Origin of the sequence: Paracoccus litorisediminis, assembly GCF_009711205.1 — a bacterium.
Lineage (GTDB): Bacteria > Pseudomonadota > Alphaproteobacteria > Rhodobacterales > Rhodobacteraceae > Paracoccus > Paracoccus litorisediminis.
This window is the reverse complement of record NZ_WMIG01000014.1, coordinates 38,261-63,199: the sequence shown is the minus strand read 5'-3', so window position 1 is coordinate 63,199 and position 24,939 is coordinate 38,261. Positions and strand designations below refer to the sequence as shown.

The window sequence follows — 24,939 nt, the reverse complement described above, 5'->3', positions numbered from 1 at the left end:
CCACGCGCCGAGATTGCTTAGTTTGCCCGCAGCTTCGCGATGCGGCGGCTACGCCCATCAGCGATTTTCAACGCGTCGTGGCGTTACCGTCGGCAGCCTTTCCGCCACCAGATCCCCGAGGAAAAGTGACGAGGTGAGACCGGGGCTTTCAATGCCTAACAGGTTCACCAACCCCGGCACGCCATGCACTTCGGCCCCCTGCACAACGAAATCCTGCGATGCCGCCCCTTGCGGCACGATCTTGGGGCGGATGCCGGTATAACCCGGCACCAGCGCACCATCCGCCAGATCCGGCCAGTAGCGGCGAATGGCGCGGTAGAAGCTACCCTCTCGCCCCGGATCAAAGCTGTAATCCGGGCTCTCGATCCAGCTCACGTCGGGGCCAAACTTTGCCTGCCCGCCCAGATCCAGCGTCAGATGCACGCCAAGGCCGCCGGGAACCGGGACCGGATAGATCAGTCGCGAAAACGGTGCCCTGCCGCGCAAGAGAAAATAGTGCCCCTTGGCGAAATAGGCCGGCGGGACATGTGCTGGTTCCAGCCCCACGAATTTACGCGCCAGTTCCGGTGCGAAAAGCCCCGCGGCGTTGACGACAGAGCGCGCCCGCAGCAGCATCGGATCGGCATCCCCAACTTCCAGATCGATCCCCGCTGCCGTGACCCGACCCGATCGCACCGGACTGTGGAAGGCAAAGATTGCGCCATGCGCCTCGGCATCGCCCTGAAGCGCCAGCATCAACCCATGGCTGTCGACGATCCCCGTCTCTGGAGAGAGCAATCCTGCGGTGCAATCAAGCGCGGGCTCCATCGCCCGCAACTCGCTCAGCCCCAGCAAGCGGATGTTCTCGACGCCATTCGCCTCGGCCCGGGCACGGATCGCGGCAAGCTGCTCCGCCTCGGACGCATCGGTGGCGACAATGATCTTTCCGCAGCGCCGGACATCGACCCCACGTGCCGCGCAATAGTCATAGAGGCGGCGCCGCCCCGCGACACAGGCCCGGGCCATCAGGCTGCCTTGCGGATAATAGATGCCAGCATGGATGACCTCGCTATTGCGCGAGGAGGTACCGGTTCCGATCGTTCCGGCGGCCTCCAGCACCAGGACCTCACGGCCCGCCATGGCAAGCGCGCGGGCTGCGGCAAGACCCACAACCCCCGCACCGATCACCACGCAATCAACATTTTCCATTATTGCCCCCGAAGCAGTCGCCGTCCGGATAACCTAAAGGTTGCCACAGCCTATCCAAGGCATCTCGATCTTGCGCAAGTGGACGCGGTCGCCCGTAGCTGTGACGCGGGTGTCAGCGCCGACTGGAGTTGCTCTACAAGTGCCGAGGTAAGGTTTCCCAGTTTTGGGCTTCGGTGATCAGCCGAGCAGGTAATCCTCACGCTTTTTTGGCGGCAGTAGCGGCATGATCTTGACGTGTAAACGGGTGGCTTCCAAGGCCACCTTCGCTTCGAATTTTGCAGAGTAGCGCTTGCGTTTCGCCATTTCGGAGCGGGGTCTTTCTCAGACGCTAAAGCTTAGCGACTGATCCGAAATCCCGCGACCACCTGTGTTCCCTCCACGGCTGGAGCTGTCTAGGATTTCTATCCATGCCATTCATTAACAAGCATTTCTCTGAATCGAAGGGCGGAAGGTGACAGCCGCGCACCTCGTCTTTCAACGACACCAATGGAGCGCGTAACCACCGGGTCTATGAGCTTGACGGTCGCAATGAGAGGATGCTCTCGCTGCGGGGTGGCCAGTTGCGGAAGGACTGAGACACCCAAACCTGCCTCAACCAGCCCCAAGGACGTCGAAAGGTGGTTCACTTCGTAAAACCAGTTCAGGGTGAGTTGCTGATCCGCCATGGCAAGCGCGTGATCCAGCACCGCCCTGTTGCCCGATTTCTTTGATACCCCGATCAGCGGATGTCCCTGAAGCTCGGACCAGGGCAATGAGGATGTCATCGCGAAGGGATGATCGCGCCGGCAGGCCAGTACAAAGGGATCCTCCATCAACGGGGTGAAGATCAGGTCGTCCCGTGTGGCGCCGATGATGTTGATCCCAAACTCCACTTCGCCATTGGCGACGGCGTCGAGGCCCTCGTTGGCGGACAGGTCCATGATGCGGAACCTGATCCCCGGAAAGCGCTGATTAAACGCCTCGATCACGCGCGGAAGAAAGTAGAAGGCGGCGGTCGGCACCGATGCCAGCGTCACCTGCGCGCGATGGCGCCCGCCAAGGTCGGATATGGACAGCAACGACTCCTCGAACTCATCAACCAGCCGCCTGACCAAGGGCATCAGCTCACGTCCGATTTGCGTCGGCGCGACACGCCGCGTCGTCCGTTCGATCAGCTGTGCACCGACCGCTTCCTCAAGGCCCTTGATCCGACGCGACAGGGCAGGAGTCGACAGGTTCAGAAGCCGCGCCGCCTCGCTGAAGGACGAGAGCTCAAGCACGGCCAGAAAGGCCCGCAGATCCAGAAATTCAAAATTATTCCGCATGACGCAACAATCGCACAATTCTTCGCAATTCACAACATAGTCCGATCTGGCGCATCTGTTCCCCCGAAGCGGCTCGACAGTCGCAATGGGAGAATCAGCGTGGACGACCAGATCCGCATTCCTTGCGTCTTGATGCGCGGCGGGACCTCGAAGGGCCCGTTTTTCCTGCACAGCGATCTGCCGAGCGATCCGCAGCAGCGCGACGAGTTGCTGATCGAAATCATGGGGTCGGGGCATCCGCTGCAGATTGACGGCATTGGCGGCGGCACGTCTCTCAGTTCGAAAGTGGCAATCGTCGGACCCACGACGCGCGACGGGGCTGATGTGGACTACCTGTTCGCACAGGTGAAGGTGTCGGAACGCCTCGTGGATACCGGGCCCAATTGCGGTAACATGCTGTCGGCCGTCGGCGCGTTTGCCATCGAAAAGGGACTGATCGCGGCCCAAAGCGGTGAGACGCGGGTTCGGGTCCACAACGTGAACACCGGCAAGATCATCGAGGCCAGAGTCCAGACCCCGGGCGGAGAGCTTCGCTATCAGGGGGATGCCACAATCGATGGCGTTCCGGGAACGGCTGCTCCGGTCTATCTTGCGTTTCTGGAGGCAATCGGTGCAAAAACCGGCCGCCTGCTTCCGTCCGGCACCCCGCAGGAAATCATCAATGGGATTGCTGTCTCGCTGATCGATGGGGCCACGCCGGTTGTGATCGCGCGAGCAGAGACCTTTGGCCTGACAGGTTTGGAAAGCGCGCAGGAACTGGACGGCAACAGTAGTTTCATGGCGCAGCTCGAGGAGGTCCGGATCGAGGCTGGGCGACGCATGGGTCTTGGTGACGTTCGCGCGTCCGTCCTGCCCAAACCGGTTCTCATTGGCCCAGCAAACAACGGAGGCAGCATCTCGGTCCGCTACTTCACACCGCATGCCTGTCATACATCATTGGCCACAACCGGCGCGGTCTCTGTCGCAATCGCCGCGACCCTGCCAGACAGCATCGTTGGCGCGGCTCTGCCTGAGCTGCGATTTCCAGCGGATCTGTCCCTCGAACATCCGAACGGACGCATGGATGTACGGGTTGAGATCGACGAGCAGGAAGGCAAGCCGGTTGTCTACGTGACCCGGACCTGCCGGCTGCTTTTCGAAGGCTCGGCTTTGGTCCGCCGCAAAAACTAACCGTCCTGACCGACGTGGAGGAACGTCGCAGGATGACTCATTCAAGGGAGGAAGACAAATGACCCAATTCACTCGCCGTTTCATGCTTGCCATCGGCGCGGCAAGCATCTCGGTATCGGCGTTGCCGGCATTCGCTCAGGACTATCCGACCAAGCCTGTCACATTGGTTGTGTCCTATGCGGCAGGGGGTGGTACGGATGCCATCGCGCGCGTGTTTGCAGCCCGGCTTGAAAAGGCGCTTGATGGCCGTGTGATCGTCGAAAACCGTCCTGGCGCTGCGGCAAATATCGGTACGGACGTGGTCGCCAAGTCCGATCCGGATGGCTACACACTTTTGATCGGCAACCAGGGTCCGATGGTGGTCAACCCGCATATCTTCAAGCTGCGGAATGATCCGGCCGAGACGCTGGACCCGATCGCCATGATCGCCGACGCCCAGTTGGTGGTCGTGGTAGGGCCGCGACTGCCGGTCAAGTCCATGGCTGAACTGCTGGAAAAGGCCAAGAGCCAGCGGCTGGTTTACGGTTCGGCGGGGAATGCCTCTGCCAGCCATGTCGCTACCTTGCTGATGGGGCAGATGGCGCATGTCGACCTAAAGCATGTTCCCTACAAGGGCGCCGGCCCCGCAGTGAACGATCTGGTCGGCGGACATGTCGATTTCATGGTAACGACCGTGCCATCGGTGATCGGTCTGATACAGAACGGCACTCTGACCGCCTTGGCAGTGACGGGCAAGGAACGCTTCCCGGCCTTGCCAGATCTGCCAACCGTAGCCGAAGCCGGGCTGCCCGAATACAGCGCGACCGCATGGTATGGGCTGCTCGGGCCCAAAGGGCTTCCCGAGGAGGTCCGCCAGAAGCTGGCCGGGGCCACGGCAGAAACCTTGGCCGATCCCGCCTTCCTGGAAAGCCTGCAAAAAGACGGGGGCGTGCCGTCCCATCTGGTGGGGAAGGATTTCGCCGATTTCATGGCCAGCGAACGTGAGCGCTGGGGCGAGGTCGTCAAGGCCGCCAATATCAAGGTGGAATAAGTCATGAGCCGCGAGGTTGCCCCTCCTACTCCATCGCTGAACCCATGGCTTGGTCGTGAACGACTGGCCGGTCTGAGCCTCGTGGTGTTTGGTCTCTTTGCTCTTTGGGCCGGTTCTGACCTGCCGTCTTTCACGCAGGACGGCATAGGTTCGGGGCTTCTGCCAAGGGCTCTCGCGGTGATCATTGCGCTTCTGGGCGTGGTGCAGATCGTCGTGACATGGAAGGATACACCGGAATCGACAGGCAGCTGGCCGATCCGTGACATGCTGCCGGTGTTGATCGGTGTGTTCCTGTTCGCGCTCACGATCCGCGGCTACGATTTCGGTGCATTCGCCGTGCCGGTTCTGGGCATGTCGGTCGCGACACCCTTGTCGATCATTTTTGCCGGTGCGGCTGCCAAGGATGTGCGCTTCGGTGAATTGATCGTTTTCGCCGCCATCCTGACTGCCATCTGCATTGGCTTGTTCCGCTACGCGCTTGGGCTGTCGCTGCCTGTAGCGCCCTGGCTGATCGGATACTGACATGATCGAAACAATTGAACATCTGGGACTGGGTCTCTCCGTCGCCCTTACGCTGCAGAATGTGTTCTTCTGCTTTGTCGGTTGCCTGATCGGGACATTGGTGGGCGTGCTTCCCGGCGTCGGTCCCGTTGCCACGATCTCGATTCTGCTGCCGGTGACGCTGTCACTGGACCCTACCGGCGCGTTGATCATGCTGGCCGGCATCTATTACGGCGCCCAGTACGGCGGATCGACCACCGCAATTCTGGTCAACATTCCTGGCGAGGCCACGGCGGTCGTCACGGCGATTGACGGGCACGAGATGGCGAAGAGGGGCAAGGCCGGACTCGCCTTGGGCCTAGCCGCCATCGGCTCCTTCATCGCCGGAACCTTTGCCACGATCGTCATCGCGGCGCTTGCGACTCCGATGACCAAGCTGGGGCTGCTTTTCGGGCCTGCCGAGTATTTCTCGCTGATGATCATGGGGCTGGTGCTGGCGGTTGTCCTTGCGCATGGCTCGCTGGTCAAGGCATTGGCGATGATCGTCGCCGGTGTTCTGCTGTCCTGCGTCGGTGCCGACATGGAGACTGGCCGCGAGCGGATGACCTTCGGTCTGCACATGCTGACCGACGGCATCGAGTTCGTGGTCCTGGCCATGGGCATCTTCGGATTTGGTGAGATATTCAAGAACCTTGCCGACCCGGAAAAGCGGGATGTGGTCCGCGGAAAGATCGGTCGCCTTCTGCCCACCCTTGCCGAGCTGCGCGAGAACATCAGGCCGATCCTGCGCGGGACCGGGCTTGGTTCTGTTCTGGGCGTGCTTCCGGGTAACGGTGCGATCCTTGCGCCTTTTGCAAGTTATGCTCTTGAAAAACGCCTTTCGGATCGACCGCAAGATTTCGGCAAGGGGGTTCCGGCCGCTGTCGCCGGGCCGGAATCTGCCAACAATGCCGGGGCGCAAACCTCTTTCATCCCGCTGCTGACACTTGGTCTGCCGCCCAACGCGGTCATGGCCCTTATGGTCGGCGCGATGATGATTCAGGGGATCGTGCCCGGCCCGCAGGTGATCGAGAACAATCCCGACCTGTTCTGGGGGCTGGTCGCGTCCATGTGGATCGGCAACCTGATGCTGGTCGTCATCAACCTGCCGCTGATCGGCCTGTGGGTGAAGCTGCTGAAAGTGCCCTACCGGTTGCTTTTCCCGGCGATCGTTGCCTTCTGCTGCATTGGCCTGTTTTCGATCTCGAACGATCCGGCGCAGGTCATGATGGCGGGCGTGCTCGGACTGCTGGGATTTGCCCTCTACAAGCTTCAGTTCGAGGCCGCTCCTTTGGCGCTTGGTTTCGTTCTGGGTCGTCTTCTGGAGGAAAAGCTGCGTCAGGCGCTGCTCATATCGGATGGCAGCATGACCACTTTCCTGACCTCACCGCTATCGGCCTTCTTGCTGCTGATCGGTCTTGTGGCTCTGGTCATCGCCGTATTGCCGTCGATGCGCAAATCTCGTGATGAGATCTTCACCGACGCCTGACGCTTTGGAACGCGGCTCAGGGTCGCGTTCCAATCACTCCTTTCAGTCATCATGTCTTTGGCCAACCCGAGATCGTGATCGGCTGGCCGTAAACCGGGCACGATCCGGTGATATCAAATCGCCAGATTCAACCTCTGCAGATGCCGGTCGAGGATGGCTGCGGCGGCCTTTGCATCGCCGCGTCGGATCGAGGCCATGATGCCATGGTGGTCGGCATCGATACGGGGGCGCCACCGATTGCGGTAATGGACAAGGATGTAGCGCGCGGCGACATCCTGCAGGTTGTCCACGATCTCGGCAAGGCGGGGCATATTGCAGCCTTCATAGATCTTGGCGTGAAAGGCGCGATTATATTCCTCCCAGTCGAAGATATTGTCGGCCTGATCGCATGCGTGGCGCAGTTCATCGGCCTCGCGGATCTGCTCGGAGGTCAGATTGGGAACGGAATGCAGCAGCGTCATCGGCTCAAGCGCCAGGCGCATGAGCTTGAGTTCCTTTTGTGCCAACGGATCAAGCGGCGCCACCTGCACGCCGCGATGTGGCTGCGAGACGGCCAGTCCCTTTGACACCACCCGCAACAGCGCTTCGCGCACCGGGACGTGGCTGACACCGAATTCCGCCGCGATATAGTCTTGCCGCAGCTTTTCACCGGCCAGAAGCTCGCCCCGCACGATGCGGCGCGTCAGTTCGGCGGCGATGACATCTGGGGACGGAACATGCGCCATTGCCTGCGTCTGACCTTTAAACCTGCTTCCGGGTAACGCCGGTCTGACCCGACTTGCGGGCCAAGCAATAGGAGGGACGATAGGTCAAAGTCAAATCGCCCTCGCGGTTCATCCGTGCCATCATGGCCTTGAGCGCGGCAGGCCTGAGCCGCCCGCCCAAAAGCCCGTTTACCCCGGTCGCCCGCAGATGCGCAAACAGGGCCTGCGCGGTTGGAAAATGCACAGGGATGGCGTCGTCGCGCGCGGCAAGCAGCTCCATTTCCGCGGGCAGCGCCGCAGCCAATGCAGCACCACTGCGATAAGAGGGCGCGCCCGGTGGCAACCCCAGTGCGGCGAGTTCGGGGAAATTTTCGGGGCCAAAGCTGGAAATGGCCAGAATCCCGCCCGGAGCAAGCACGTCGCAGAAGCGTTGGATCAACTGTTCGGGGTTCGGTATCCATTGCAGCATTGAGCTGCTGGCAATCAGATCGAGCCGCTGCGGCAACGCCAGCTGCGCAATGTCCCCGGCCAGTCGCACTGGTGGCAATGTCCATGCCAGGTCCGGCAGTGGTGCGGCAAGATCGTTGAGCCAGAAGACCCGTGGCGCCAACGTGATCAGCCCGCTGGTAAGAAAGCCCGAACCATGCCCTGCCTCAAGGATGCGCGGGCAAGGGGGCACGAATGGGCGCAGGTCTTCGAGCAAAGTCCGGGCGATCCGACGCTGTGCCTGAGCCTCGGCCTTGTAGCTCGATAGATGTCGCGAGAAGGCCGCGCCGATACGGGCAAGGGTCATGCGAAAATCTCTTCCCAGTCCTGCCAGATCGGGAACGGGTTGTGACCGGTTTCAAGCCACGAGACCTGACGCCCCGCCCAGACGGACCGCATGGATTGGGCCGTGAAAATACGGTCGCGACGACCCGCGAATACCCAGTCAAAGCCCACATCGCCCGTGGCAGGGCTTGCGGCGGGGCGTCGGGCGATCAGCGCCAGCTCCTCATGCAGCGCGGCCACGTCTGGGGCCGCTGGCAATGCCACCCCTGCGCGGCGGGCGAAGCGATCAAGGGCCGCGGGCGTCACTTCGGCCATGGTGCGGGCATAGATTTCGGGGGCGATGCCATAGCGTTCATGGGCAATGTAGGGCGATCCGCAAACCGCCACGGCGCGGTCGGGCGTCACCGCCGCAAGCTGCCGTGCGGCCACCGTTACGCCCAGCGAATAGGCCAGGACCCGAACCCGTGCATAGGGCGCGAGCAGCGCGTGAGGCAGGATTTCATCGCGGTAATCGTCCAGCACCAGAACGTCGCTATCTCCGATGAGGTGCAGGAACGGCGTCACCCCGACCGCCCATCCCGAATATACAAGGATGAGGCTGCGGTCCTGCCCCCGACGCAGCCATGTCTGGCGCATCACAGCCCCCTTGCGATGGCAAGCATCGCCGCCGTGATCCGCGAGACATCTTCGGGCTGGGTGATAAAGGGCGGCATCGCATAAAGCAGCCTGCCAAAGGGACGCAGCCAGACCCCTTCGCTGGCGCAGAAGGCATGGACCCTATCCATGGGCAGCGGGTCCTTCATTTCGATAACGCCGATCGCGCCCAGAACACGTATATCCGCAACTGTCGGGTAGGTCGCAGCGCTGGCAAGCTCGGCACGCAATTGCACCCCGATCCGGCGCGCCTCGGCCGACCAGTCCCGCGACCGCCAAAGGTCAAGCGCTGCCCCAGCGACTGCGCAGGCCAAAGGGTTGGCCATGAAGGTCGGGCCGTGCATCAATGCGGCAGGATTGCCCTGTCCGATCCGCTCGGCCACGTCGGCCGTGGCGATGGTGGCGGCGAAGCTCATGATGCCGCCGGTCAGCGCCTTGCCGAGGCACAGGATATCCGGGCGCACGCTTGCATGATCCATCGTGAAAGCTGCGCCCGTCCGGCCAAAGCCCGTCGCGATCTCATCGAAAATCAGCAGGATGCCATGATGATCGCAAAGTGCGCGCAATCCCCGCAGATAGGCGGGATGATAAAAGCGCATCCCGCCTGCGCCCTGCACGACAGGCTCAATGATGAAGGCCGCGATATCCGCGCCATGGCGGGCGAAAAGCGCCTCGACCTCGGCAAGCCCATTCTGCTTGGGTTCGTCCAGCCATTCGTCATCAAACACCAAAGGCGGCGTTGGCACGAAATGCTGGGCACTGACGGCGCGGCCGAAATGGCTGTGCATGCCAGTCTCGGGATCGCAGAGGCTCATCGCCTTCCAGGTATCGCCGTGATAGCCGCCGCGCGCCGTGGCGATCTGCGTGCGGGCCGGATGACCCGCCGCGATCTGCGCCTGCACAGCCATCTTGACGGCAACCTCCACCGCGACCGAGCCGCTGTCGGAATAAAAGACCCGATCCAGCCCGTGGGGCAGCAATGCCACCAGCTTGCGTGTCAGCGTGATGGCGGGTTGATGGGTCAGCCCGCCAAACATCACATGCGGCATCCGGTCGGCCTGCGACTTGAGCGCGGCAACCAGGGTCTCGGGCGCGTGACCATAGGCGGCGCACCACCATGACGACATGGCGTCGATCATCTTGCCGCCGTTTTCCAGATGCAGCCAGATGCCCTCGGCCTTGTCGACAAGATGCACCGGGCTCGGCGCGCTCATCGCGCTATAGGGGTGCCAGATATGCTGGCGCTCAAAGCTCAGCGCTTCCATCACAGCGCCTCCCGGATGGTGGCAAGGTCGATGCCGCCGAAAGCTGCCGCCAGCGTGGGGGGTGTCAGGGTCCCAAGCCGAGGCAGGCGGCCAAGGCTGCGCACCTGCCCGATCCGGCAGATGATGGCTTGGCTGTCGGCCATTTCGTCACCGACAAAGGCGATGCCAAGAAGATTGACCCGGCGCGCGCGCAGGGCTTCAATCGTCATCAGACTGTGGTTGATCGTGCCCAATCCGGTCCGCGCGACGACAATCACCGGTGCCTGCCAGCGGGCCATGAGATCCGCGTATAGCAGCCCCTCATGCAGCGGGACCAAGGCCCCGCCAGCCCCTTCGACGACCAAGGGGCCCGCGCCATCAGGCAATTGCAGGCGGGCGGGGTCTATGACGACACCCTCGTCTGCGGCAGCGAGATGCGGCGAGGCCGGGCGTTTCAGACGATAGGCCTCGGGCAGGACGGGACGTCCACTCAGCCGCGCCACGATCTGGCTGTCGGTCTCTTCCTCAAGCCCGGCCTGCACCGGCTTCCAGTACTGCGCATTCAGGGCTTTGGTCAGGCCAGCCGAAAAGATGGTTTTGCCGATCCCGGTATCTGTGCCGGTCACGACCAGGGCCGAAGTCATTGGAAATCCCTCCGTTTGAGGTCACCGATCATGGCGAAGAGCGCGTCGATATCGTCGGGGCCCACGCCACCGGTAATGGAAATGCGCAGCCGTGCGGTGCCTTTGGGGACGGTCGGCGGGCGGATCGCGCGCACGTCAAAGCCCCGGTCCTGCAGATGCCGCGCGGCCCGTAGCGCAGCCTCATCGGAACCGATGACAATGGGCAGGATCTGGCTGGGCGGCAGTTCGATCCCAAGTCCACGCGCGGCTTCATGCGCATGGGCGCGCAGTCTTGCCGCCATCTGGATGCATTCGGGATTGCCCCGCAGATGCGCCAGCGCCCGGGTGACCGCAGATGCCATCAAGGGCGAGGGCGCTGTGGCAAAGATAAAGGGTCGCGCACGATTGATCAGGGTGTCGATCAGCGCGCGATCGGCGCAGATCAGGGCACCGCTTGCGCCAAGGGCCTTGCCGCAGGTGTGCAGCGCAACCGTCGGAACATCCCTGATCCCTGCTGCGAACCCCCGACCAAGGGTGCCATAAACCCCCGTGGCATGGGCCTCATCAAGGACCAGCACCGCATCGCGGCGGGCCGCCACGGCGGCGAAATCGTCCAAGGGCGCGAAATCGCCCTCCATGGAATAGACGGTCTCAAGCGCTATCCAGACCCGCCCGCGCCCGCCGGCCAGCCGCCAGGCCGAGATGATCCGTTCGGCGTCGTCCGCGTCATTGTGGCGAAACACCTCGGCCCGCGCCGAGCCAAGGCGCAACCCCTCATGTGCGCTGGCATGGATCAGCGCGTCGTACAGCACCAGATCATCGGACATTGGCAGGGTGGCAAAGATCGCCTGGTTGGCCTGAAAACCGCCCCCCATGTAAATCGCGGCCTGAGCGCCAAAGAGCTGCGCCGCCTCGGCCTCCAACGCCAGATGCTCGGGATGGTTGCCACGTAGCAGCCGCGATCCCGTGGCCCCGACCGGCACGCCCCGTTCCAAAGCATCGGTGACCGCCATGCGCAGCACATCCGACCCGGCCAGTCCCAGATAATCGTTCGAGGCGAAGTCGAGACCGGCGGCCGGCACAAGGCTGCGCAAACGCCGACCCGTATCAAGGACCGACAGGCGTTCGGCATGGCGGGGGAATGCGGTCATGCGCGCGGCTCTTCGGCCATCAGGCCAAGCTTGGCGAATAGCTGCGCGTCCTTGCTTGCATCGGGGTTATCGGCCGTCAGCAGCGTATCCCCGATAAAGATCGAATTGGCCCCTGCAAAGAAGCACATGGCCTGCAACTCATCCGACATCTCGCTTCGTCCCGCCGACAGGCGCACATATGAGCGCGGCGCGAGAATGCGTGTGGTGGCAATGGTGCGCAGCATTTCGATCGGATCAAGCGGCGCCACATCCGCCAGAGGCGTCCCCGCCATGCGCATCAACATATTGATTGGAATGGATTTCGGCGGCTCAGGCAGATCGGCGAGCATCTGGATCATGGCGATCCGATCCTCGGCCGTTTCGCCCATGCCAATGATCCCGCCCGAGCAGACATTGATCCCGGCGCTGCGCACGCGATCGATGGTGTCGAGGCGTTCGGCAAAGCTGCGGGTCGTGATGATCGAGGGGTAGAAGCGCTCGGAGGTGTCGATATTATGGTTGTAGTAATCCAGACCCGCCGCCTTGAGTTGCACAACCTGACGGTCGTCGAGCATGCCCAGCGTCATGCAGGTTTCCAGCCCCATGGCCTTCACCCCCTCGACCATCGCGATCACGGCTGGCATGTCGCGCTCTTTGGGCGACCGCCATGCCGCACCCATGCAGTAACGCGTCGCGCCCGCCTCTTTGGCCTTGCGCGCCTCGGCAAGAACCCTCTCGACCTCCAGCAGTTTCGACGCGCTGAGCTGTGCCCCATTGCGTGCCGATTGCGAACAATAGGCGCAATCCTCGGGACAGCCGCCGGTCTTGATCGAAAGCAGCTTGGCGCATTGGATGCGATTAGGATCGAAATGCGCCCGATGGGTCGTCTGGGCGCGATAGAGCAGGTCCATCAAGGGCAGATTATAGATAATGCTGGCTTTTTGCTGCATGTGCGCGCCTCCTTCACCGTTCCAGAGAGGAGACAGGGCTTTGTCGCGAAGTGCAATTTCACAAACTATCTATCATTCTGATTGGTGGTTTGAGAGAAATATTAATTAATAACAATGCCATGTTCGGATGCGAGCTGGATTTTAGCTTGGTAGTGATCATTCAAAATTATCTATAATATAGAAAAGTCGTCAACTCCGTCAGACAGAGCCACGGGTTCGCTCTGAACGACCTGTAAGATGGATCTACTCACCACCCGCGAGCGCACCGATAAGTTCCGACCCTTTTCCTGCGCAGATATCCCGCACGGATTAGGGATGATGGCCATTGCGACATCACGTCCATGGTCGCGCGCGACAGGAGCGGCAAGCTCGCGGGTTTCTGCGGTCTCGATCCGCGCCGTCGTCGAGGTTGGAATGTGGGGGCCGCGCCCCTGAGGGATAGTCCCCCCAGAAGTCGCTTGCATACCGGAGGCAGCTTCATTTATTTAATGTAATGTTATTACATTTCGAAAAGGGCGAACATGCACAGGATACCCGGAACAAGTGCACCTCGGCTTCCAGTTACCGTTTTGTCGGGCTTTCTGGGGGCGGGAAAGACAACGCTGCTAAACCACGTTCTGAACAATCGGCAGGGCCGCCGCGTGGCGGTGATTGTCAATGACATGTCCGAAGTGAACATCGACGCCGATCTGATCCGGACCGGGGCTGAGCTGTCTCGCTCCGAGGAAAGACTGGTCGAAATGACGAATGGCTGCATATGCTGCACGCTTCGCGATGACCTGCTGCACGAGGTGCGCCGTCTGGCCGGGGAAGGACGTTTCGACTACCTGCTGATCGAATCCACGGGCATTGCCGAGCCCTTGCCGGTTGCCGCGACCTTCGATTTCCGGGACGAGGATGGCACCAGCCTTTCGGATGTGGCACGTCTGGACACGATGGTGACGGTTGTCGATGCGGCGAACCTGACGCGCGATTTTGCCAGCCATGATTTCCTGACCGAACGCGGCGAAAGTCTGGGAGGGCAGGATGAACGAACGCTGGTCGATCTGCTGACCGACCAGATCGAATTCGCCAATGTCATCGTCCTGAACAAGGTCGGCGCGGCGGGGCCCGAGAGATTGGATCACGCAAGAAAGATCCTGCGCGCGCTCAACCCGGATGCCGAGGTCATCGAGGCCGATTACTCGCAGGTTGACGTGGCGCGTATTCTGGATACCGGACTGTTCGATTTCGACAAGGCGCAGGAGCATCCCTTATGGGCCAAGGAGCTTTACGGTTTCGCGCATCATGTCCCCGAAACCGAGGAATATGGTGTTTCCTCCTTCGTCTATCGCGCCCGGCGTCCCTTCGATCCGGTTCGCATCCATGCCGCGCTGAACGGCGAATTGCCCGGCGTGATCCGGGCGAAGGGCCATTTCTGGATCGCAACCCGGCCGGATTGGGTGGCCGAGTTCAGTCTGGCTGGCGCGATCTCGACCGTAACCCCGCTTGGACGCTGGTGGGCCGGAGTGCCCAAGCAGCATTGGCCGACAGTGACCGACAGCCTTGCCGCTGCGGTCGAGCTTTGGGAGGAGCCTTGGGGGGACCGACGGCAGGAGCTGGTCTTCATCGGTGCAGGGATGGACAGGGCCGGGATCACCCGCGAACTTGACGCCGCATTGGTCAGGGAAAATGCGTTCCACCCGGAAGCTTGGGCCAATCTTGCCGATCCGTTTCCGGTCTGGGGCATGCGTCGCGATGGATAGCCGCGCCGTGTCAGTCCACGACCAGATCGAAAAGTGATCAATGCCCCGCAACAACCTTGCGACCTCATTGCGCAAACAGGCACGCGCCGGTTCCATGGATGATTTCGACCGTCTGCCAGCAGAGCTTCGGCAATGGCTGGCGCAGGCTTGCCTACCCTGGAGCGCTGGATCGGTGGTCCGGATATCAAAACGCGCTGCGAAAGCGGATGGTCTGGAAACGGCTCGGCTGCATGCAAGGCTTGATGCCGCCGAGCGCAAGACCCTGCGCAGGGACGCGTTCAAGGTCTGGGGGCGCCATTATCCCGTCGATTGAGCGGTCCGGCAGGGTCATGCACCTGCCGGAGGTCCAAAAGTGATGAAGCGCCCGTGGAATCTGTTGCAAGAGCGGACACCATCACTCGCCGTCCTGCGCGAAGTGACCTATCCTGAACGCAACCAGTTCAGGATTTCACTTTGCTTGCCACCCAAACGCCAGCCCCCGGCCAGCCGCAATTTGGCGATGACGATCCGGGTATCGCCTATAACCGTGTCTTCTTTGGTCTGCTGCGTGTCCAGCGCAGCCTGATGCCCGAGATCGAAAAGAGCCTGCGAGAGTTGGGAATACCCGATCCGATCTGGTACGAGATCCTTTACGCTGTCGAACAGGCGGGCGAGAACGGCGTGCAGATGTTGTCCCTGCAGGATCGCCTTGCCATCCCGCAATATGCGCTGTCCCGGCATGTCGCGCGGATGGAGCGCGCGGGACTGATCCGGCGCGAATCCGTGCCGGGGGCTGGGCGCGGCCAGAACCTGCACCTGACCGAGATGTCGGTCGGATTGCAGAACCGCGTCTGGCAGGTCTATGTCGCCCGCATCCAGGCCGCCATCGGTCCACATATGACAACGGACGAGGCCTATGACCTCGTCCGCTACCTCAACCGGCTTTACGGGTGAGCCTAGAACTTCATCGTTGCGACGACCGAAACGGTGCGGCCCGGCTCATATAGCGGGGTCACGCTGGAATAGTCCTGACCATAGGTCGCGCGATCGGCATATTCCTTGTCGAACAGGTTGGTGACCTCGGCGCGGATCACCAGCCCCTCGACCGCAGGGGCGGCATATTCGGTGAACAGGTTCACGACGCCATATCCGGGGATGTTCTGATCGGCATCCATATTGGTGTCGTCATAGGCCTGCGCCGCCTCGATGCTGCCCCCGAAACTGAAGGCGCTGCCAGCCGGATTGTGCTGCGCCTCCAGCGCAAGGATGCCGCCCAGGGGTGTGCCCAGATCGACGGCGGCGTAGCTGTCCGAGCCTGCCCCGTTCACCTCGAACTTGCTGTAAGAATAGCTGGCGCGCAAGAAGCCGTTGTCCCAGCCGTAACCCAGACCCAGATTGAAGCCCCGGCTTTCCGCGTCGGCATTGGAGTTCGCGCTATAGGTGCTGACCCGCGCGTCGTTGATCTTTGTCAGGAACAGCTCGCCATCCAGCTGGACGGCACCGGTCTCATAATCAAAGCCAAGCGTATAATTCTCGGCGCGCGCCGCCTTGAGGCCGGTGTAATCCCATGCCGGATTGAAGATGAAGTTGTCCTCAAGCGTCACGCCGCCAAAGACCGAGGAAACGCCACCACGCAGCCTCAACCCGTCGGTGACGGCATATGAGACCGAGGCATTGCCGCTGAACCCCGAAAAACTGTCCTCCCATCCGGTCGTGCCGGTGAAATTCTGGTGATCCCAGCGCGCGCCGAACGACACCGACAGCCTGTCGCTGGGCTCAAGTCGCGCCTGCGCAAAGATGCCGATATTCTGCGCGCTTTCGGTGACGTCGCCCGAGACCGCGTCGCGATAGCGGCTTTTGCGGTCGTAATAGTCGATTCCCGCGACCACGCTGTCGCTGTCCGAAAGCTGGAATCGGTTCTCGATCGTTGCCGACAGGGTCTTGTTCAACCCCCGGCTTGTTCCGATCTCGGGTTCCAGCGGCTGGTCCACCCCGATATCCACCTCGGAATAGCCGATGACGGCACGAGGGTCCCAGATGCCATCGGCCTGGGTGTTTTCATAGGACAGGGCGTAGGTACGCCGATCCGTGTCATAGCGGCGCAGGGGGAACGGTCGGCCGTCCCCGACGAAATTCGCGCGATAGGGGCGCAGGGCATCGTCCTGCATCCGCTGGCCGGACAGTTCGACGCGGTGCCCGCTTTCGGTCTCATAGGCCATCTTCAGCAGGCCGCTTTGCAGATCCGCCGCCGAGCCGGCGACCGTATCACCGGCGCCGGTTTCGTAATCATCGCCCGTCGCGGCCTTCAGATAGCCCAACCACTCAAGGCCGTCGTGGCGTCCGGCGATCGTGGCCGAGCGGCCAAAGGTCTTGCCACTGTCGGCATAGGACAGGCGGACATTGCCACCGATGTTCTGGTCATCGGCAAGAATGTCGGCGGCATCGACCGTTTCCATCACCACGGCACCGGCCATCGCGTTCGGGCCGGCATCGGCGGCCGCGACCCCGGCATCGACGCGAACGAACTTCATCAATCCCGGATCGAAGGCATTGGCCGACACATGGTGGAAGATGCGGTTGTTCTGCAGGACGCCATCGACGGTGACCGAAAGGTTCAGCATGTCCACGCCGTTGACGTAGATCTTCTGCGCCACCGGGATCGCGCCGCCGACGGAAACCGATGCAATCCCCGCGAACAGATCCTTGAGATCGCCCATGCGGGCCCGGTCCAGCTCGGCATCCGCAACATATTGGCTGGTACCGCGATCTGCAGCATTCCCGTCATCGTCACGCGCCCGCATGATCAGCGGGTCCAGAACGATAGCACCGCCCGCGGTGGATTGTTGTTCAGAGGTTTCGCTTTGCGCCAATGCGGGCATCGGCAAGGTCGCCAGCAGCAAGACGGTTATCGGAATGCGTTCACGCGCCATTATCAATCTCCTGTAGGTTGATTGGCTTGGAACGCGGTTCGTGGCTATCCACCGGCCCTAACATGGCGGGATAAAACATGCAATTGCATGTTAAGATGCCGACCGAGCGTCTGCGGGACGCTTCGACGCACCACTTCCGCCCGATCATTCTCTCTGACCGATGGGGCTCTGGGGTTCATCATATGCCTGTCCAAGGTCAGATCCGTCAGGGCACGGTTTACTGCGGGGTCGTGCCGGCTTTCACTGTCCAGCATCAGACACAGCATCGGCGCAGATAGTGCCGCGAACTGTTCATTTATCGAAAGGGGGGCCTGCCTCGGAGTTTCACTCACATGGCATCTGCCTCGGTTTCGCTTGAACGGAGCGAGCTGCAAAACGGGATGTCACTGTGCGAGGGCACCAGCCCTCGCACGGTTATAGTAGATCAGAAGGCGCGCGACAGGGTCAGCGTCGCTTCGCGGCCTTCGCCTTGCGCACAGCCATAGCCCGCCGCGCTGCAGGTCGCGTAATATTCCTCGTCGAACAGGTTGGTGACGTTCAGCGCGACCGAGTAATCATCCCAAGTGTAATGCACGGCCATGTCGGCCAGGACATAGGAATCGACCTCGCGGCTATTGGCATTGTCGGCCCAGGTCTTGCCGACATAGCGCAGGCCACCACCAAGGCTCAGGCCTTCGGCGGCACCGTTGAAGTCATATTCAGCCCAAATCGAGGCGGAATGCTCGGGGACCATCGCGGGCTCATTGCCCTGATCGCCGTCCTCGGAGCTGAGCACCTTCGCGTCGATATAGCTGTAGCCCGCGATCAGCGAGATCGCCTCGGTCACCTGACCACGCGCTTCAAGTTCAAGTCCGCGGTGGCGGACCTCTCCGGTCTGGATCTGGAAGCCCGAATTGACCGGGTCCGAGGTCAGGACATTGCTCTTTTCGATATTGTAGAGCGCCGCCGCCAGTTGCAGTTGTGTGCCTTCGGGCTGGTAGCGCAACCCGACCTCAAGCTGCTTGCCCTCGGTCGGCTTGTATTGCTCACCGCCAAAGGTCTGGCCAATATTGACCGTGAAGCTTTCGCCATAGCTGGCATAGGGCACGAAGCCGTTGCCCAGATCCCAGGTCGCGCCCAGCATGCCGGTGGTAGCATTGTCCTTCTGGGCCGAGTCCATGCCCCACAGGCGATCCTTCGTCTCGTTCTCGACCCACGAGCGGCGCAGACCAGCCGTCACCGTCACGCCATTGCCGAAGCGGATGTGATCCTGCGCGTAGATGCCCTTTTCGAGGACCTCGGTGCGCGCGTCGTTGAAGGCGCCCGGCTCGGTCACCGGCTGGTCGAAGTTCAGCGCGGAAAGCGCAATGACATAGCCCGGATCGGCATAACCCATGCTGCCATCGCGGATCTGCTTGCTGACATCGACGCCAAAGGTCAGGACATGTTCGGCATCGCCCATGCGCCCGCGATATTCCAGCTGGTTGTCCAAGGCCCAGTAGCGCGCCTTCTCATCCACGGTGAAGGCGGTGTAGTTCAGGCTGTCGGGCAGGGGCGCACCCGCGACAAGACCGCTGGAATAGAGGTGGTTGTAATCCGTCGTCTGGCGGGCATAGCGGAAGTTCTGCCGGACCTTCAGACTGTCGTTGAACTCATGCTCGGCCTGCCAGCCAATGCTGGCCTGTTCGGTCTCGAACTTGTTCCAGGGATGCTGGGTGTTCAGGAAGTCAGAAGGCAGCGTTCCGCCCGAGGTGTCATAATCCTCGCCCGCGACGGGGACCATGACGTTGGGCATCATGTTGTCTTTTTGCCAATGGGCAAGGAAGGTGATCGAGGTCTGATCCGTTGGCGCCCAGGTCGTGCTGAAGGCCAGCAGATCGCGATCATCGTCCGAGTTCTTGATCGAATTCGCGCCGTCGCGCGTCAGCCCGGTCAGACGCCAGGACAGGGTCTTGTCGGCATTCACGTCGCCCCAATCCACCGCCAGTTCCGCCGTGTCATGCGAGCCATAGGACAGTTTCGCCTCGCCCAGATGGGCGAAGGTCGGGCGTTTGGTGATCATGTTGACCATGCCCGCGGCATCGTTCGAACCGTAAAGCACCGATGCCGGTCCCTTCAGCACGTCGATGCGCTGGATCATGTAGGGATCGACCTTGAAACCGGAAAAGCTTTGCGCCTTGTTGATCAGCCCGTCGCGGAAAAGTCCGTAAACGCCCAGATCGAAGCCGCGGATCGAGAATTGGTCGAAACGGTCGTCCATGCCCCAGGGCGAGGCGACGATGCCGGGGATATAGGCCAGCGCGTCCTCGATCTGGACCGGGTCGCGATCCTTCAGTTCCTGCTCGGTCACGGTGTTGACCGTCATGGGCACTTCGGTCAGGGGTGCGCCGGATTTCAGCCCGGTCGAAGTCGTGCTGACCGTATATCCGACACCGCCCGAGATCGGTGAGCCTTGGCCCTGCAATATGACCGGGTCCAGGGTGACGCTTTCCTGCGCGAAGGCAGGCAGCGCGGTCAGCGCCGTTGCAGAAAGCAGCAGCGCAAGGCGGGGCCGCGGAAATTCCGAGGAGGACAGGAAAAGGGGCATGATGGTCCGGCCGTTTTCTCGCTCCACCCGCCCATATATGGCGTGGTAGTGCGGTGATTGCGTCTGACGGATGCGGATCCGCCGATTGCTGCCGGGGTTGCGTCGGGACGCTGCCTTGGTTTTTCACGCTTCTGTGACCCTTCGCGGGTCAAGTCAAGGCGTCTGCTCCGTCGATGTCGCCGGATCGCCGTCCGATGCTGCCGCAAGCATCCGGGTCAGAGGCTCCAGCGCCCATTCGATAGACAATGGTGACTGGAAACTCATCGCGCCCATCATCTGGGGACTGGCCCAGATTGCGCGGCCTTCGCGCGCGGCGCGTGTATTCTGCCATGAGGGCAGGGCCTCGATCGCTGCGCGCGAAGGGGCCTCGACCAACCAGAACAGCACATCCAGATCAAACAGATCGAAACGTTCGGGACTGATCTGGAAGCGATCCGAACCGCCGACCATCTCGTCAAAGACCGGGGGCGACTTGATCCCGAAGCTTGCAAGCAGGCGGTTCGCACCGTCCATGCTGCGATAGCCGACGATCTGGCCGTTCTGGAAATAGGCCGCCGTACCGGACAGGCCGCGAAACTGCGGATGCGCCGTGACGGCGGCGTCGACCTTGGCGCTGATGCGGTCGATCACGGCTTCGGCCTCGGTCTCGCGTCCGGTCGCCTGCGCGATCAGTCGCAACTCGGCGTCCCATGGCCCACCCCATAGTGGGTATTCGGCGGGTGGACCCAAGACCGGCGCGATTTGCGAAAGCTGCGCGTAAAGCGCGGCATCCATTGGCGCGAAAGTGGCAAGGATCAGGTCGGGTTGCATTTCCCAGACCCATTCCACGTCGATTTCGAAACCTTTCTGCACCTCGGGCTCGGCCCCGACGGCCTTGCGCTCGTCCTCGGCCCATGGGCCGGTCGCATAGGGATGGTCGCCGAACCAGTCATGCACGCCCACCGGCGCAAGCCCCAGTGCGTATAGGAAATCCTGCTCGTGATAGCCGACCGAGACGATGCGCTGCACCTTGTCGGGGTCGATCGTGGTCTCGCCGAAACCGTGGCGCAGGGTGATTTCCTCGGCCGCTGCAGGCAAGGCAAGGGCGGCAAGGCTGGCAAGGATCGCAAGGGCGCGCGGCATGGTCATTTCCATCGGTTCTGGTGCTGCCTTGCGCCGCCGCGCTGGGTCATTCGGGGCTAACCGCTGCGACAGGCCCGGTCAAGCCGCTTGACCCTGACACGCTGCCCTGCAATCAGGCGCGAAAGGCCAGCCCGTCGCCAGCCGTCGCGAATTTCCCCAACGGAGCCCGCCTTGCGACTTCTGCCCCGCCTCACTGTGCTTTGGCTTGCCGTTCTGGCCGGGCTCTTTGCTGCGCTTTGCCTTGGGGCGCAGGATTATCCGCCGAACGTTCTTTGGGCGGCGCTGACGAATTTCGACCCGACGGACCCGGCGCAGGGCATCATCATGGGCATGCGTCTGCCCCGCGTGCTGGCCGCTCTGGTGATCGGCGCGGCGCTGGCCGTGGCGGGGGTGGTGATGCAGGCCATGGCGCGCAACCCCCTGGCCGATCCGGGCCTGACCGGGGTCAATGCCGGGGCGGCGCTGGCGGTGGTTCTGGGGCTGTTCTGGCTGGGCGCGCTGTCACAAATCGTCGTCGCCGGGCTGGCTTTGGCGGGTGCGGCGCTGGCGGCGGTTCTGGTGCGCTATCTGGCCGGGGGCGGCGACAATACCCTGCGCCTGCCGCTGGCGGGTGCGGCACTGTCGAGCCTGTTCATGGCCCTTGTCGCGCTGATCGTCCTGACCCAACCCGAGGCGCGCAACGCCTACCGTTTCTGGATGGTCGGCTCGCTCGCCATGGCGCAACTGCCCGCGCTGGCGGTTCTTGCGCCCGTCGCAGGTCTTGGCATCGTGATCACCGCGCTGGTCGCGCGTCAGATCGAGGCGCTGATGCTGGGTGCCGAGATGGGGCAGGCCCTTGGCCTGAATGTCGGGCGGGTCATGGGCTTTGGTCTTGCCGCCGTCGCGCTTTGCGCGGGGGCAAGCGTCGCCATCGCCGGGCCGGTCGGTTTCATCGGGCTGATCGCTCCGCATCTGGCGCGGCGCGTCTTGCCGCAGGCCAGCCTGACCCAGCAGGTGGCGCTGGCCTGCCCGCTGGGCGCGGGGCTCGCCATCATTGCCGATCTGCTGGGGCGCTGGCTGGTCCGGCCCTCGGAATTGCAGCTTGGCCTGATGCTGGCCATGCTGGGCGCGCCAGTCTTCATGGTCCTGATCCGCCGCATGATCCGCGAGGGCGCATGAGGTTTCTCGGGCTGCTCCTGCTTCTGCTGGTCCTTGCTGTCCTTTCGCTTTCCGCCGGGCGGGTCTGGCTGGGGCCAATCGCGCTTTTCGACGCGCTCATGGACCCCGAAGGCGCGGGGCGCATGATCTGGAATCTGCGTTTGCCGCGCCTGCTGGTGGGCATGATTGCCGGGGCGGGCTTTGGTCTGGCGGGCCTGACCTTCCAGACGTTGCTGAGAAACCCGCTGGCGTCACCCGATGTGATCGGCGTAACGCAGGTTGCGGCCTTTGGCGCGGTGGCGGCGCTTTTTCTGGGTGCACCAGTGGTCCTTGGTGCCTGGGCCGGAGGCTTGGCAGCGGTCGCGGTGCTGGGTTGGCTGGCCGCCCATCCCCGCCACGGCATCGAGACGCGCGCCGTCGTTCTGCAAGGTCTGGCCCTAGCGATCTTTGCCGCTGCGGGAACCGAGGCATTGATCCTGCGCATGGGCGACAGCAGCGCGGGCATGGCCATGACATGGCTCAGCGGCACGCTGAACGCTGCGGGCTGGGCCGAGGTCCGGCGCGGCATCTGGCTAGCGCCGCTGCTGATACCGTTGCTGCTGGCGGGGCGGGTGCTGGACCGGCTGGAACTGGGCGATGACCTTGCGCGCGCGCTTGGCCTGCGTGTCGGGCTGCTGCGGGCGGGGCTTGGTCTGATCGCGGCACTTGTCGCGGCCGGGTCGGTCGCGCTTTGCGGGCCGATGGGCTTCGTCGCGCTGGCCGCCGGGCCGGTCGGCAGGCTGGTTGCGGGCGGCCGTCCCAGCCCCCTTGCGGCGATGCTGACCGGGGCGGCTTTCGTGACGCTGGCCGATGTGTTGGCCCGCGCATTGGCCCCGGCAGCTTTGTTGCCGACGGGGTTATATACCGCGCTCATCGGTGCGCCGGTGCTGATCCTGACCGTGCGCCGCATGGCGCGGCGCTAAAACGAAAGGACGAACATGCCCTTCGAGATCCGCGACCTTTCGATCCATCTGGGCGGAATGCCCGTTCTGCATGGGCTGGATTTCACGCTGCCGGCAGGCGGGATCACCGGTATTATCGGTGCGAATGGTTCGGGCAAGACCACGATGCTGCGCGCCATGGCCGGGCTTTTGCCGCCCGAGCGCGGTTTGGTGCGCCATCAGGGTCAGGACATTGCCGCGCTGCCTCCGCGCGCCCGGGCACGTCGCATCGCGATGCTGCCGCAATCGGCGGCGGCCCCACCCGGTCTGACCGTCCGCCAGCTTGTGGCGCGCGGACGGACGCCGTGGATGCGACCCTTTTTGCCGATGGGCCCCACGGATCGTGCGGCGGTCGATCGCGCGCTGCAGGCCGTGGGACTGGTCGATCTGGCCGCCCGGCCCGTGGACAGCCTGTCGGGGGGGCAGCGGCAAAGGGCGTGGATCGCGCTGGTCCTTGCACAGGAGTGCGACACGATCCTGCTTGATGAGCCGCTGAATTTCCTCGACCTGCCGCATCAGGCCGAACTGGTCGGGTTGCTGCGGCAGTTGGGAGAGACGCGAAGCGTGGTGATGATCCTGCATGACCTGACCATCGCCGCCCGTGTCTGCGATCAGGTTCTGGCCCTGCGCGAGGGGCGACTGGTCGCCATCGGTCCGCCCGGCACGGTGCTGTCCCCCGAGCCCCTGCGCGAGACCTTCGGCATCGGCTTCGATTGTACCACCCTGCCGGATGGTAAACCGGTGGTTCTGCCCGCGGGCCTATGAGCGCAGGTCAAAGACCCAATGCAGCGCCCGGTTCACCGCGACGGGCAGCAAAGACATATGAGTTTCCCCGGCATAGGTCTCATAAACGGCCGTGACGCCGGGCAATCGGTCCAGATCCTCGGCCATCTCGCGCGCGGCGTCCAAGGTGCGTTCCTCGGCCTTGGCAGCAAGGCGCTTATCTGCATCCTTGGCCTCGCGCTGGAACGGGGCAAGCAGGTCGCCCTCCCATTCCCCGGCGGAAAGATGCACGCGGATCTGTCGCCCCTTGGGATCGAAGGCATCGCGATGGGCCAGAAGGAAACTGTCCTCCCAGGTGATCGAGGGGCTGGCTGCGATCCAATGGGTGAAAGCATCGGGGCGGTTGAACATGAGCCAAAGCGCGAAAAGCCCGCCGAAGGAATGGCCGAAAAGCCCTTGCTGCGCGGGATCGAGCCGGGTGAGGGTTCCCAGAAAGGGGCGAACATCCTCAAGGATGAAGCGCGCCAGTTCGGCCCCGCCGCCGGTCCGGACCTCGGGCGTGCCGGGCCAGAAGGGGGGATAGGTCGCGCCGGGTGGCGGGCCAAGATCCCAGCTGCGACGGAACGGGTCATAGGCGTCCTCGGTCGGATAGCCGATAGCGACAAGCGCCCCCTGACCCAGATTTGTTCCGGAAGGGTAGGGTGCCTGCGCTCGCATCGCGTCGATCGCCGTGGCGATCACCGCATTCCCGTCGGTCATGAAAAGCGCGGGGCAGCCCGCTTCGGGCATCTCTCCGGGCGGTAGCCACAGAAACACGCGCCGGATCGCGCCGCTTGCCGTATCTGCCATATCGAACCAGCGCAGCCCGGCATGGCCCGTGCCCTCGGCGGTGATCGCCGGCAAAGCGGAGAAGGTGTTGCTATCCATGATTTCTCCTTGGGACGCCGCAATTGCGCACAG

At 62.8% G+C, this 24,939-nt stretch carries 24 protein-coding genes; 10 read left to right on the top strand and 14 right to left on the bottom strand.

Translation table 11 applies throughout. The features are described from left to right. Window positions 1–57: 57 nt before the first annotated feature. The 3 genes from GL300_RS18855 to GL300_RS18850 all read right to left on the bottom strand — a co-directional run bounded on the left by GL300_RS18855 (window position 58) and on the right by GL300_RS18850 (window position 2,492). Window positions 58–1,188: an NAD(P)/FAD-dependent oxidoreductase gene (locus tag GL300_RS18855; protein WP_155041220.1), complete on the bottom strand. Its 1,131-nt coding sequence runs from the start codon at window positions 1,186–1,188 to the stop codon at window positions 58–60. A 177-nt stretch (window positions 1,189–1,365) separates the two neighbouring features. Further along, window positions 1,366–1,491, bottom strand: a complete 126-nt coding sequence (locus tag GL300_RS27155; RefSeq protein ID WP_281353169.1) for a hypothetical protein — start codon at window positions 1,489–1,491, stop codon at window positions 1,366–1,368. A 98-nt stretch (window positions 1,492–1,589) separates the two neighbouring features. Next, the gene (locus tag GL300_RS18850) at window positions 1,590–2,492 is read right to left on the bottom strand and encodes a LysR family transcriptional regulator (RefSeq protein ID WP_155041219.1); all 903 of its coding nucleotides are present in this window, start codon (window positions 2,490–2,492) and stop codon (window positions 1,590–1,592) included. Between the two features lie 99 nt (window positions 2,493–2,591). On the opposite strand from GL300_RS18850, the gene GL300_RS18845 reads away from it, so the two are divergent. From GL300_RS18845 to GL300_RS18830, 4 genes are read left to right on the top strand one after another with little or no spacing between them, the layout of a single operon-like run. Beyond that, window positions 2,592–3,662 (top strand): 4-oxalomesaconate tautomerase, encoded by a 1,071-nt coding sequence (locus GL300_RS18845; protein ID WP_343043113.1) that lies wholly within the window; start codon window positions 2,592–2,594, stop codon window positions 3,660–3,662. Window positions 3,663–3,720: 58 nt separating this feature from the next. Further along, on the top strand, window positions 3,721–4,692 hold the full coding sequence (locus tag GL300_RS18840) for a Bug family tripartite tricarboxylate transporter substrate binding protein (protein ID WP_155041218.1): 972 nt from the start codon (window positions 3,721–3,723) through the stop codon (window positions 4,690–4,692). A gap of 3 nt (window positions 4,693–4,695) precedes the next feature. After that, window positions 4,696–5,214 carry a tripartite tricarboxylate transporter TctB family protein gene (locus GL300_RS18835; RefSeq protein ID WP_155041217.1) on the top strand — a complete coding sequence of 173 codons (519 nt, stop codon included), beginning with the start codon at window positions 4,696–4,698 and terminating at the stop codon, window positions 5,212–5,214. 1 nt (window position 5,215) lies between these two features. Continuing rightward, window positions 5,216–6,721, top strand: coding sequence for a tripartite tricarboxylate transporter permease (locus GL300_RS18830; RefSeq protein ID WP_155041216.1), 1,506 nt, complete (start codon window positions 5,216–5,218; stop codon window positions 6,719–6,721). A gap of 113 nt (window positions 6,722–6,834) precedes the next feature. Here the strand turns inward: GL300_RS18830 and GL300_RS18825 are convergent, their stop codons facing one another. From GL300_RS18825 to bioB, 7 genes are read right to left on the bottom strand one after another with little or no spacing between them, the layout of a single operon-like run. Next, window positions 6,835–7,446, bottom strand: coding sequence for a GntR family transcriptional regulator (locus GL300_RS18825; protein ID WP_155041215.1), 612 nt, complete (start codon window positions 7,444–7,446; stop codon window positions 6,835–6,837). A 16-nt stretch (window positions 7,447–7,462) separates the two neighbouring features. Beyond that, window positions 7,463–8,218, bottom strand: coding sequence for a methyltransferase domain-containing protein (locus GL300_RS18820; protein WP_155041214.1), 756 nt, complete (start codon window positions 8,216–8,218; stop codon window positions 7,463–7,465). Then, on the bottom strand, window positions 8,215–8,832 hold the full coding sequence (locus GL300_RS18815) for a pimeloyl-ACP methyl esterase BioG family protein (RefSeq protein ID WP_155041213.1): 618 nt from the start codon (window positions 8,830–8,832) through the stop codon (window positions 8,215–8,217). Before GL300_RS18815 ends, GL300_RS18820 begins: the two co-directional genes overlap by 4 nt. Beyond that, window positions 8,832–10,115: an adenosylmethionine--8-amino-7-oxononanoate transaminase gene (bioA, locus tag GL300_RS18810; protein WP_155041212.1), complete on the bottom strand. Its 1,284-nt coding sequence runs from the start codon at window positions 10,113–10,115 to the stop codon at window positions 8,832–8,834. The genes GL300_RS18815 and bioA overlap by 1 nt, the downstream gene beginning before the upstream one ends. After that, the gene (gene bioD, locus GL300_RS18805; RefSeq protein ID WP_155041211.1) at window positions 10,115–10,738 is read right to left on the bottom strand and encodes a dethiobiotin synthase; all 624 of its coding nucleotides are present in this window, start codon (window positions 10,736–10,738) and stop codon (window positions 10,115–10,117) included. Before bioD ends, bioA begins: the two co-directional genes overlap by 1 nt. Beyond that, window positions 10,735–11,868 carry an 8-amino-7-oxononanoate synthase gene (locus GL300_RS18800; protein ID WP_155041209.1) on the bottom strand — a complete coding sequence of 378 codons (1,134 nt, stop codon included), beginning with the start codon at window positions 11,866–11,868 and terminating at the stop codon, window positions 10,735–10,737. The genes bioD and GL300_RS18800 overlap by 4 nt, the downstream gene beginning before the upstream one ends. Further along, a complete protein-coding gene (bioB, locus tag GL300_RS18795) occupies window positions 11,865–12,797 on the bottom strand; it encodes a biotin synthase BioB (protein WP_155041207.1) in 933 nt (310 codons plus the stop codon). The genes GL300_RS18800 and bioB overlap by 4 nt, the downstream gene beginning before the upstream one ends. Window positions 12,798–13,318: 521 nt before the next feature. On the opposite strand from bioB, the gene GL300_RS18790 reads away from it, so the two are divergent. From GL300_RS18790 to GL300_RS18780, 3 genes are all read left to right on the top strand, one after another. Next, the gene (locus GL300_RS18790) at window positions 13,319–14,542 is read left to right on the top strand and encodes a GTP-binding protein (protein WP_155041205.1); all 1,224 of its coding nucleotides are present in this window, start codon (window positions 13,319–13,321) and stop codon (window positions 14,540–14,542) included. 40 nt (window positions 14,543–14,582) lie between these two features. Beyond that, window positions 14,583–14,855, top strand: a complete 273-nt coding sequence (locus GL300_RS18785) for a DUF6525 family protein (RefSeq protein WP_155041204.1) — start codon at window positions 14,583–14,585, stop codon at window positions 14,853–14,855. A gap of 140 nt (window positions 14,856–14,995) precedes the next feature. Further along, window positions 14,996–15,475: a MarR family winged helix-turn-helix transcriptional regulator gene (locus tag GL300_RS18780; RefSeq protein ID WP_246195250.1), complete on the top strand. Its 480-nt coding sequence runs from the start codon at window positions 14,996–14,998 to the stop codon at window positions 15,473–15,475. Window positions 15,476–15,477: 2 nt separating this feature from the next. On the opposite strand, the gene GL300_RS18775 is transcribed toward GL300_RS18780, so the two are convergent. From GL300_RS18775 to GL300_RS18765, 3 genes are all read right to left on the bottom strand, one after another. After that, window positions 15,478–17,451, bottom strand: a complete 1,974-nt coding sequence (locus GL300_RS18775; protein ID WP_246195249.1) for a TonB-dependent receptor plug domain-containing protein — start codon at window positions 17,449–17,451, stop codon at window positions 15,478–15,480. A 424-nt stretch (window positions 17,452–17,875) separates the two neighbouring features. Next, window positions 17,876–20,017 carry a TonB-dependent siderophore receptor gene (locus GL300_RS18770; RefSeq protein WP_155041203.1) on the bottom strand — a complete coding sequence of 714 codons (2,142 nt, stop codon included), beginning with the start codon at window positions 20,015–20,017 and terminating at the stop codon, window positions 17,876–17,878. A gap of 153 nt (window positions 20,018–20,170) precedes the next feature. Next, the gene (locus GL300_RS18765; protein WP_170297723.1) at window positions 20,171–21,139 is read right to left on the bottom strand and encodes an ABC transporter substrate-binding protein; all 969 of its coding nucleotides are present in this window, start codon (window positions 21,137–21,139) and stop codon (window positions 20,171–20,173) included. 171 nt (window positions 21,140–21,310) lie between these two features. Here GL300_RS18765 and GL300_RS18760 point away from each other — a divergent pair, with 171 nt between their 5' ends. From GL300_RS18760 to GL300_RS18750, 3 genes are read left to right on the top strand one after another with little or no spacing between them, the layout of a single operon-like run. Continuing rightward, the gene (locus tag GL300_RS18760) at window positions 21,311–22,297 is read left to right on the top strand and encodes a FecCD family ABC transporter permease (RefSeq protein WP_170297722.1); all 987 of its coding nucleotides are present in this window, start codon (window positions 21,311–21,313) and stop codon (window positions 22,295–22,297) included. After that, window positions 22,294–23,238, top strand: a complete 945-nt coding sequence (locus GL300_RS18755; RefSeq protein WP_155041200.1) for a FecCD family ABC transporter permease — start codon at window positions 22,294–22,296, stop codon at window positions 23,236–23,238. The genes GL300_RS18760 and GL300_RS18755 overlap by 4 nt, the downstream gene beginning before the upstream one ends. A 15-nt stretch (window positions 23,239–23,253) precedes the next feature. After that, the gene (locus tag GL300_RS18750; RefSeq protein WP_155041199.1) at window positions 23,254–24,021 is read left to right on the top strand and encodes an ABC transporter ATP-binding protein; all 768 of its coding nucleotides are present in this window, start codon (window positions 23,254–23,256) and stop codon (window positions 24,019–24,021) included. Here GL300_RS18750 and GL300_RS18745 read toward each other — a convergent pair. Then, window positions 24,016–24,906, bottom strand: coding sequence for an alpha/beta hydrolase (locus GL300_RS18745; protein ID WP_155041198.1), 891 nt, complete (start codon window positions 24,904–24,906; stop codon window positions 24,016–24,018). The genes GL300_RS18750 and GL300_RS18745 overlap by 6 nt on opposite strands. Between the last annotated feature and the right edge of the window lie 33 nt (window positions 24,907–24,939).

Bases quoted from the DNA above. Each gene is read 5' to 3' on its own strand.
- GL300_RS18770 (WP_155041203.1), bottom strand. From the start codon at position 20,017: ATGCCCCTTTTCCTGTCCTCCTCGGAATTTCCGCGGCCCCGCCTTGCG.
- GL300_RS18755 (WP_155041200.1), top strand. From the start codon at position 22,294: ATGAGGTTTCTCGGGCTGCTCCTGCTTCTGCTGGTCCTTGCTGTCCTT.
- bioA (WP_155041212.1), bottom strand. From the start codon at position 10,115: ATGGAAGCGCTGAGCTTTGAGCGCCAGCATATCTGGCACCCCTATAGC.
- GL300_RS18850 (WP_155041219.1), bottom strand. From the start codon at position 2,492: ATGCGGAATAATTTTGAATTTCTGGATCTGCGGGCCTTTCTGGCCGTG.
- bioB (WP_155041207.1), bottom strand. From the start codon at position 12,797: ATGCAGCAAAAAGCCAGCATTATCTATAATCTGCCCTTGATGGACCTG.
- GL300_RS18835 (WP_155041217.1), top strand. From the start codon at position 4,696: ATGAGCCGCGAGGTTGCCCCTCCTACTCCATCGCTGAACCCATGGCTT.
- GL300_RS18815 (WP_155041213.1), bottom strand. From the start codon at position 8,832: ATGCGCCAGACATGGCTGCGTCGGGGGCAGGACCGCAGCCTCATCCTT.
- GL300_RS18800 (WP_155041209.1), bottom strand. From the start codon at position 11,868: ATGACCGCATTCCCCCGCCATGCCGAACGCCTGTCGGTCCTTGATACG.
- GL300_RS27155 (WP_281353169.1), bottom strand. From the start codon at position 1,491: ATGGCGAAACGCAAGCGCTACTCTGCAAAATTCGAAGCGAAGGTGGCC.
- GL300_RS18820 (WP_155041214.1), bottom strand. From the start codon at position 8,218: ATGACCCTTGCCCGTATCGGCGCGGCCTTCTCGCGACATCTATCGAGC.
- GL300_RS18825 (WP_155041215.1), bottom strand. From the start codon at position 7,446: ATGGCGCATGTTCCGTCCCCAGATGTCATCGCCGCCGAACTGACGCGC.
- GL300_RS18785 (WP_155041204.1), top strand. From the start codon at position 14,583: ATGCCCCGCAACAACCTTGCGACCTCATTGCGCAAACAGGCACGCGCC.
- GL300_RS18765 (WP_170297723.1), bottom strand. From the start codon at position 21,139: ATGCCGCGCGCCCTTGCGATCCTTGCCAGCCTTGCCGCCCTTGCCTTG.
- GL300_RS18855 (WP_155041220.1), bottom strand. From the start codon at position 1,188: ATGGAAAATGTTGATTGCGTGGTGATCGGTGCGGGGGTTGTGGGTCTT.
- GL300_RS18790 (WP_155041205.1), top strand. From the start codon at position 13,319: ATGCACAGGATACCCGGAACAAGTGCACCTCGGCTTCCAGTTACCGTT.
- GL300_RS18745 (WP_155041198.1), bottom strand. From the start codon at position 24,906: ATGGATAGCAACACCTTCTCCGCTTTGCCGGCGATCACCGCCGAGGGC.
- GL300_RS18775 (WP_246195249.1), bottom strand. From the start codon at position 17,451: ATGGCGCGTGAACGCATTCCGATAACCGTCTTGCTGCTGGCGACCTTG.
- GL300_RS18750 (WP_155041199.1), top strand. From the start codon at position 23,254: ATGCCCTTCGAGATCCGCGACCTTTCGATCCATCTGGGCGGAATGCCC.
- GL300_RS18830 (WP_155041216.1), top strand. From the start codon at position 5,216: ATGATCGAAACAATTGAACATCTGGGACTGGGTCTCTCCGTCGCCCTT.
- bioD (WP_155041211.1), bottom strand. From the start codon at position 10,738: ATGACTTCGGCCCTGGTCGTGACCGGCACAGATACCGGGATCGGCAAA.
- GL300_RS18840 (WP_155041218.1), top strand. From the start codon at position 3,721: ATGACCCAATTCACTCGCCGTTTCATGCTTGCCATCGGCGCGGCAAGC.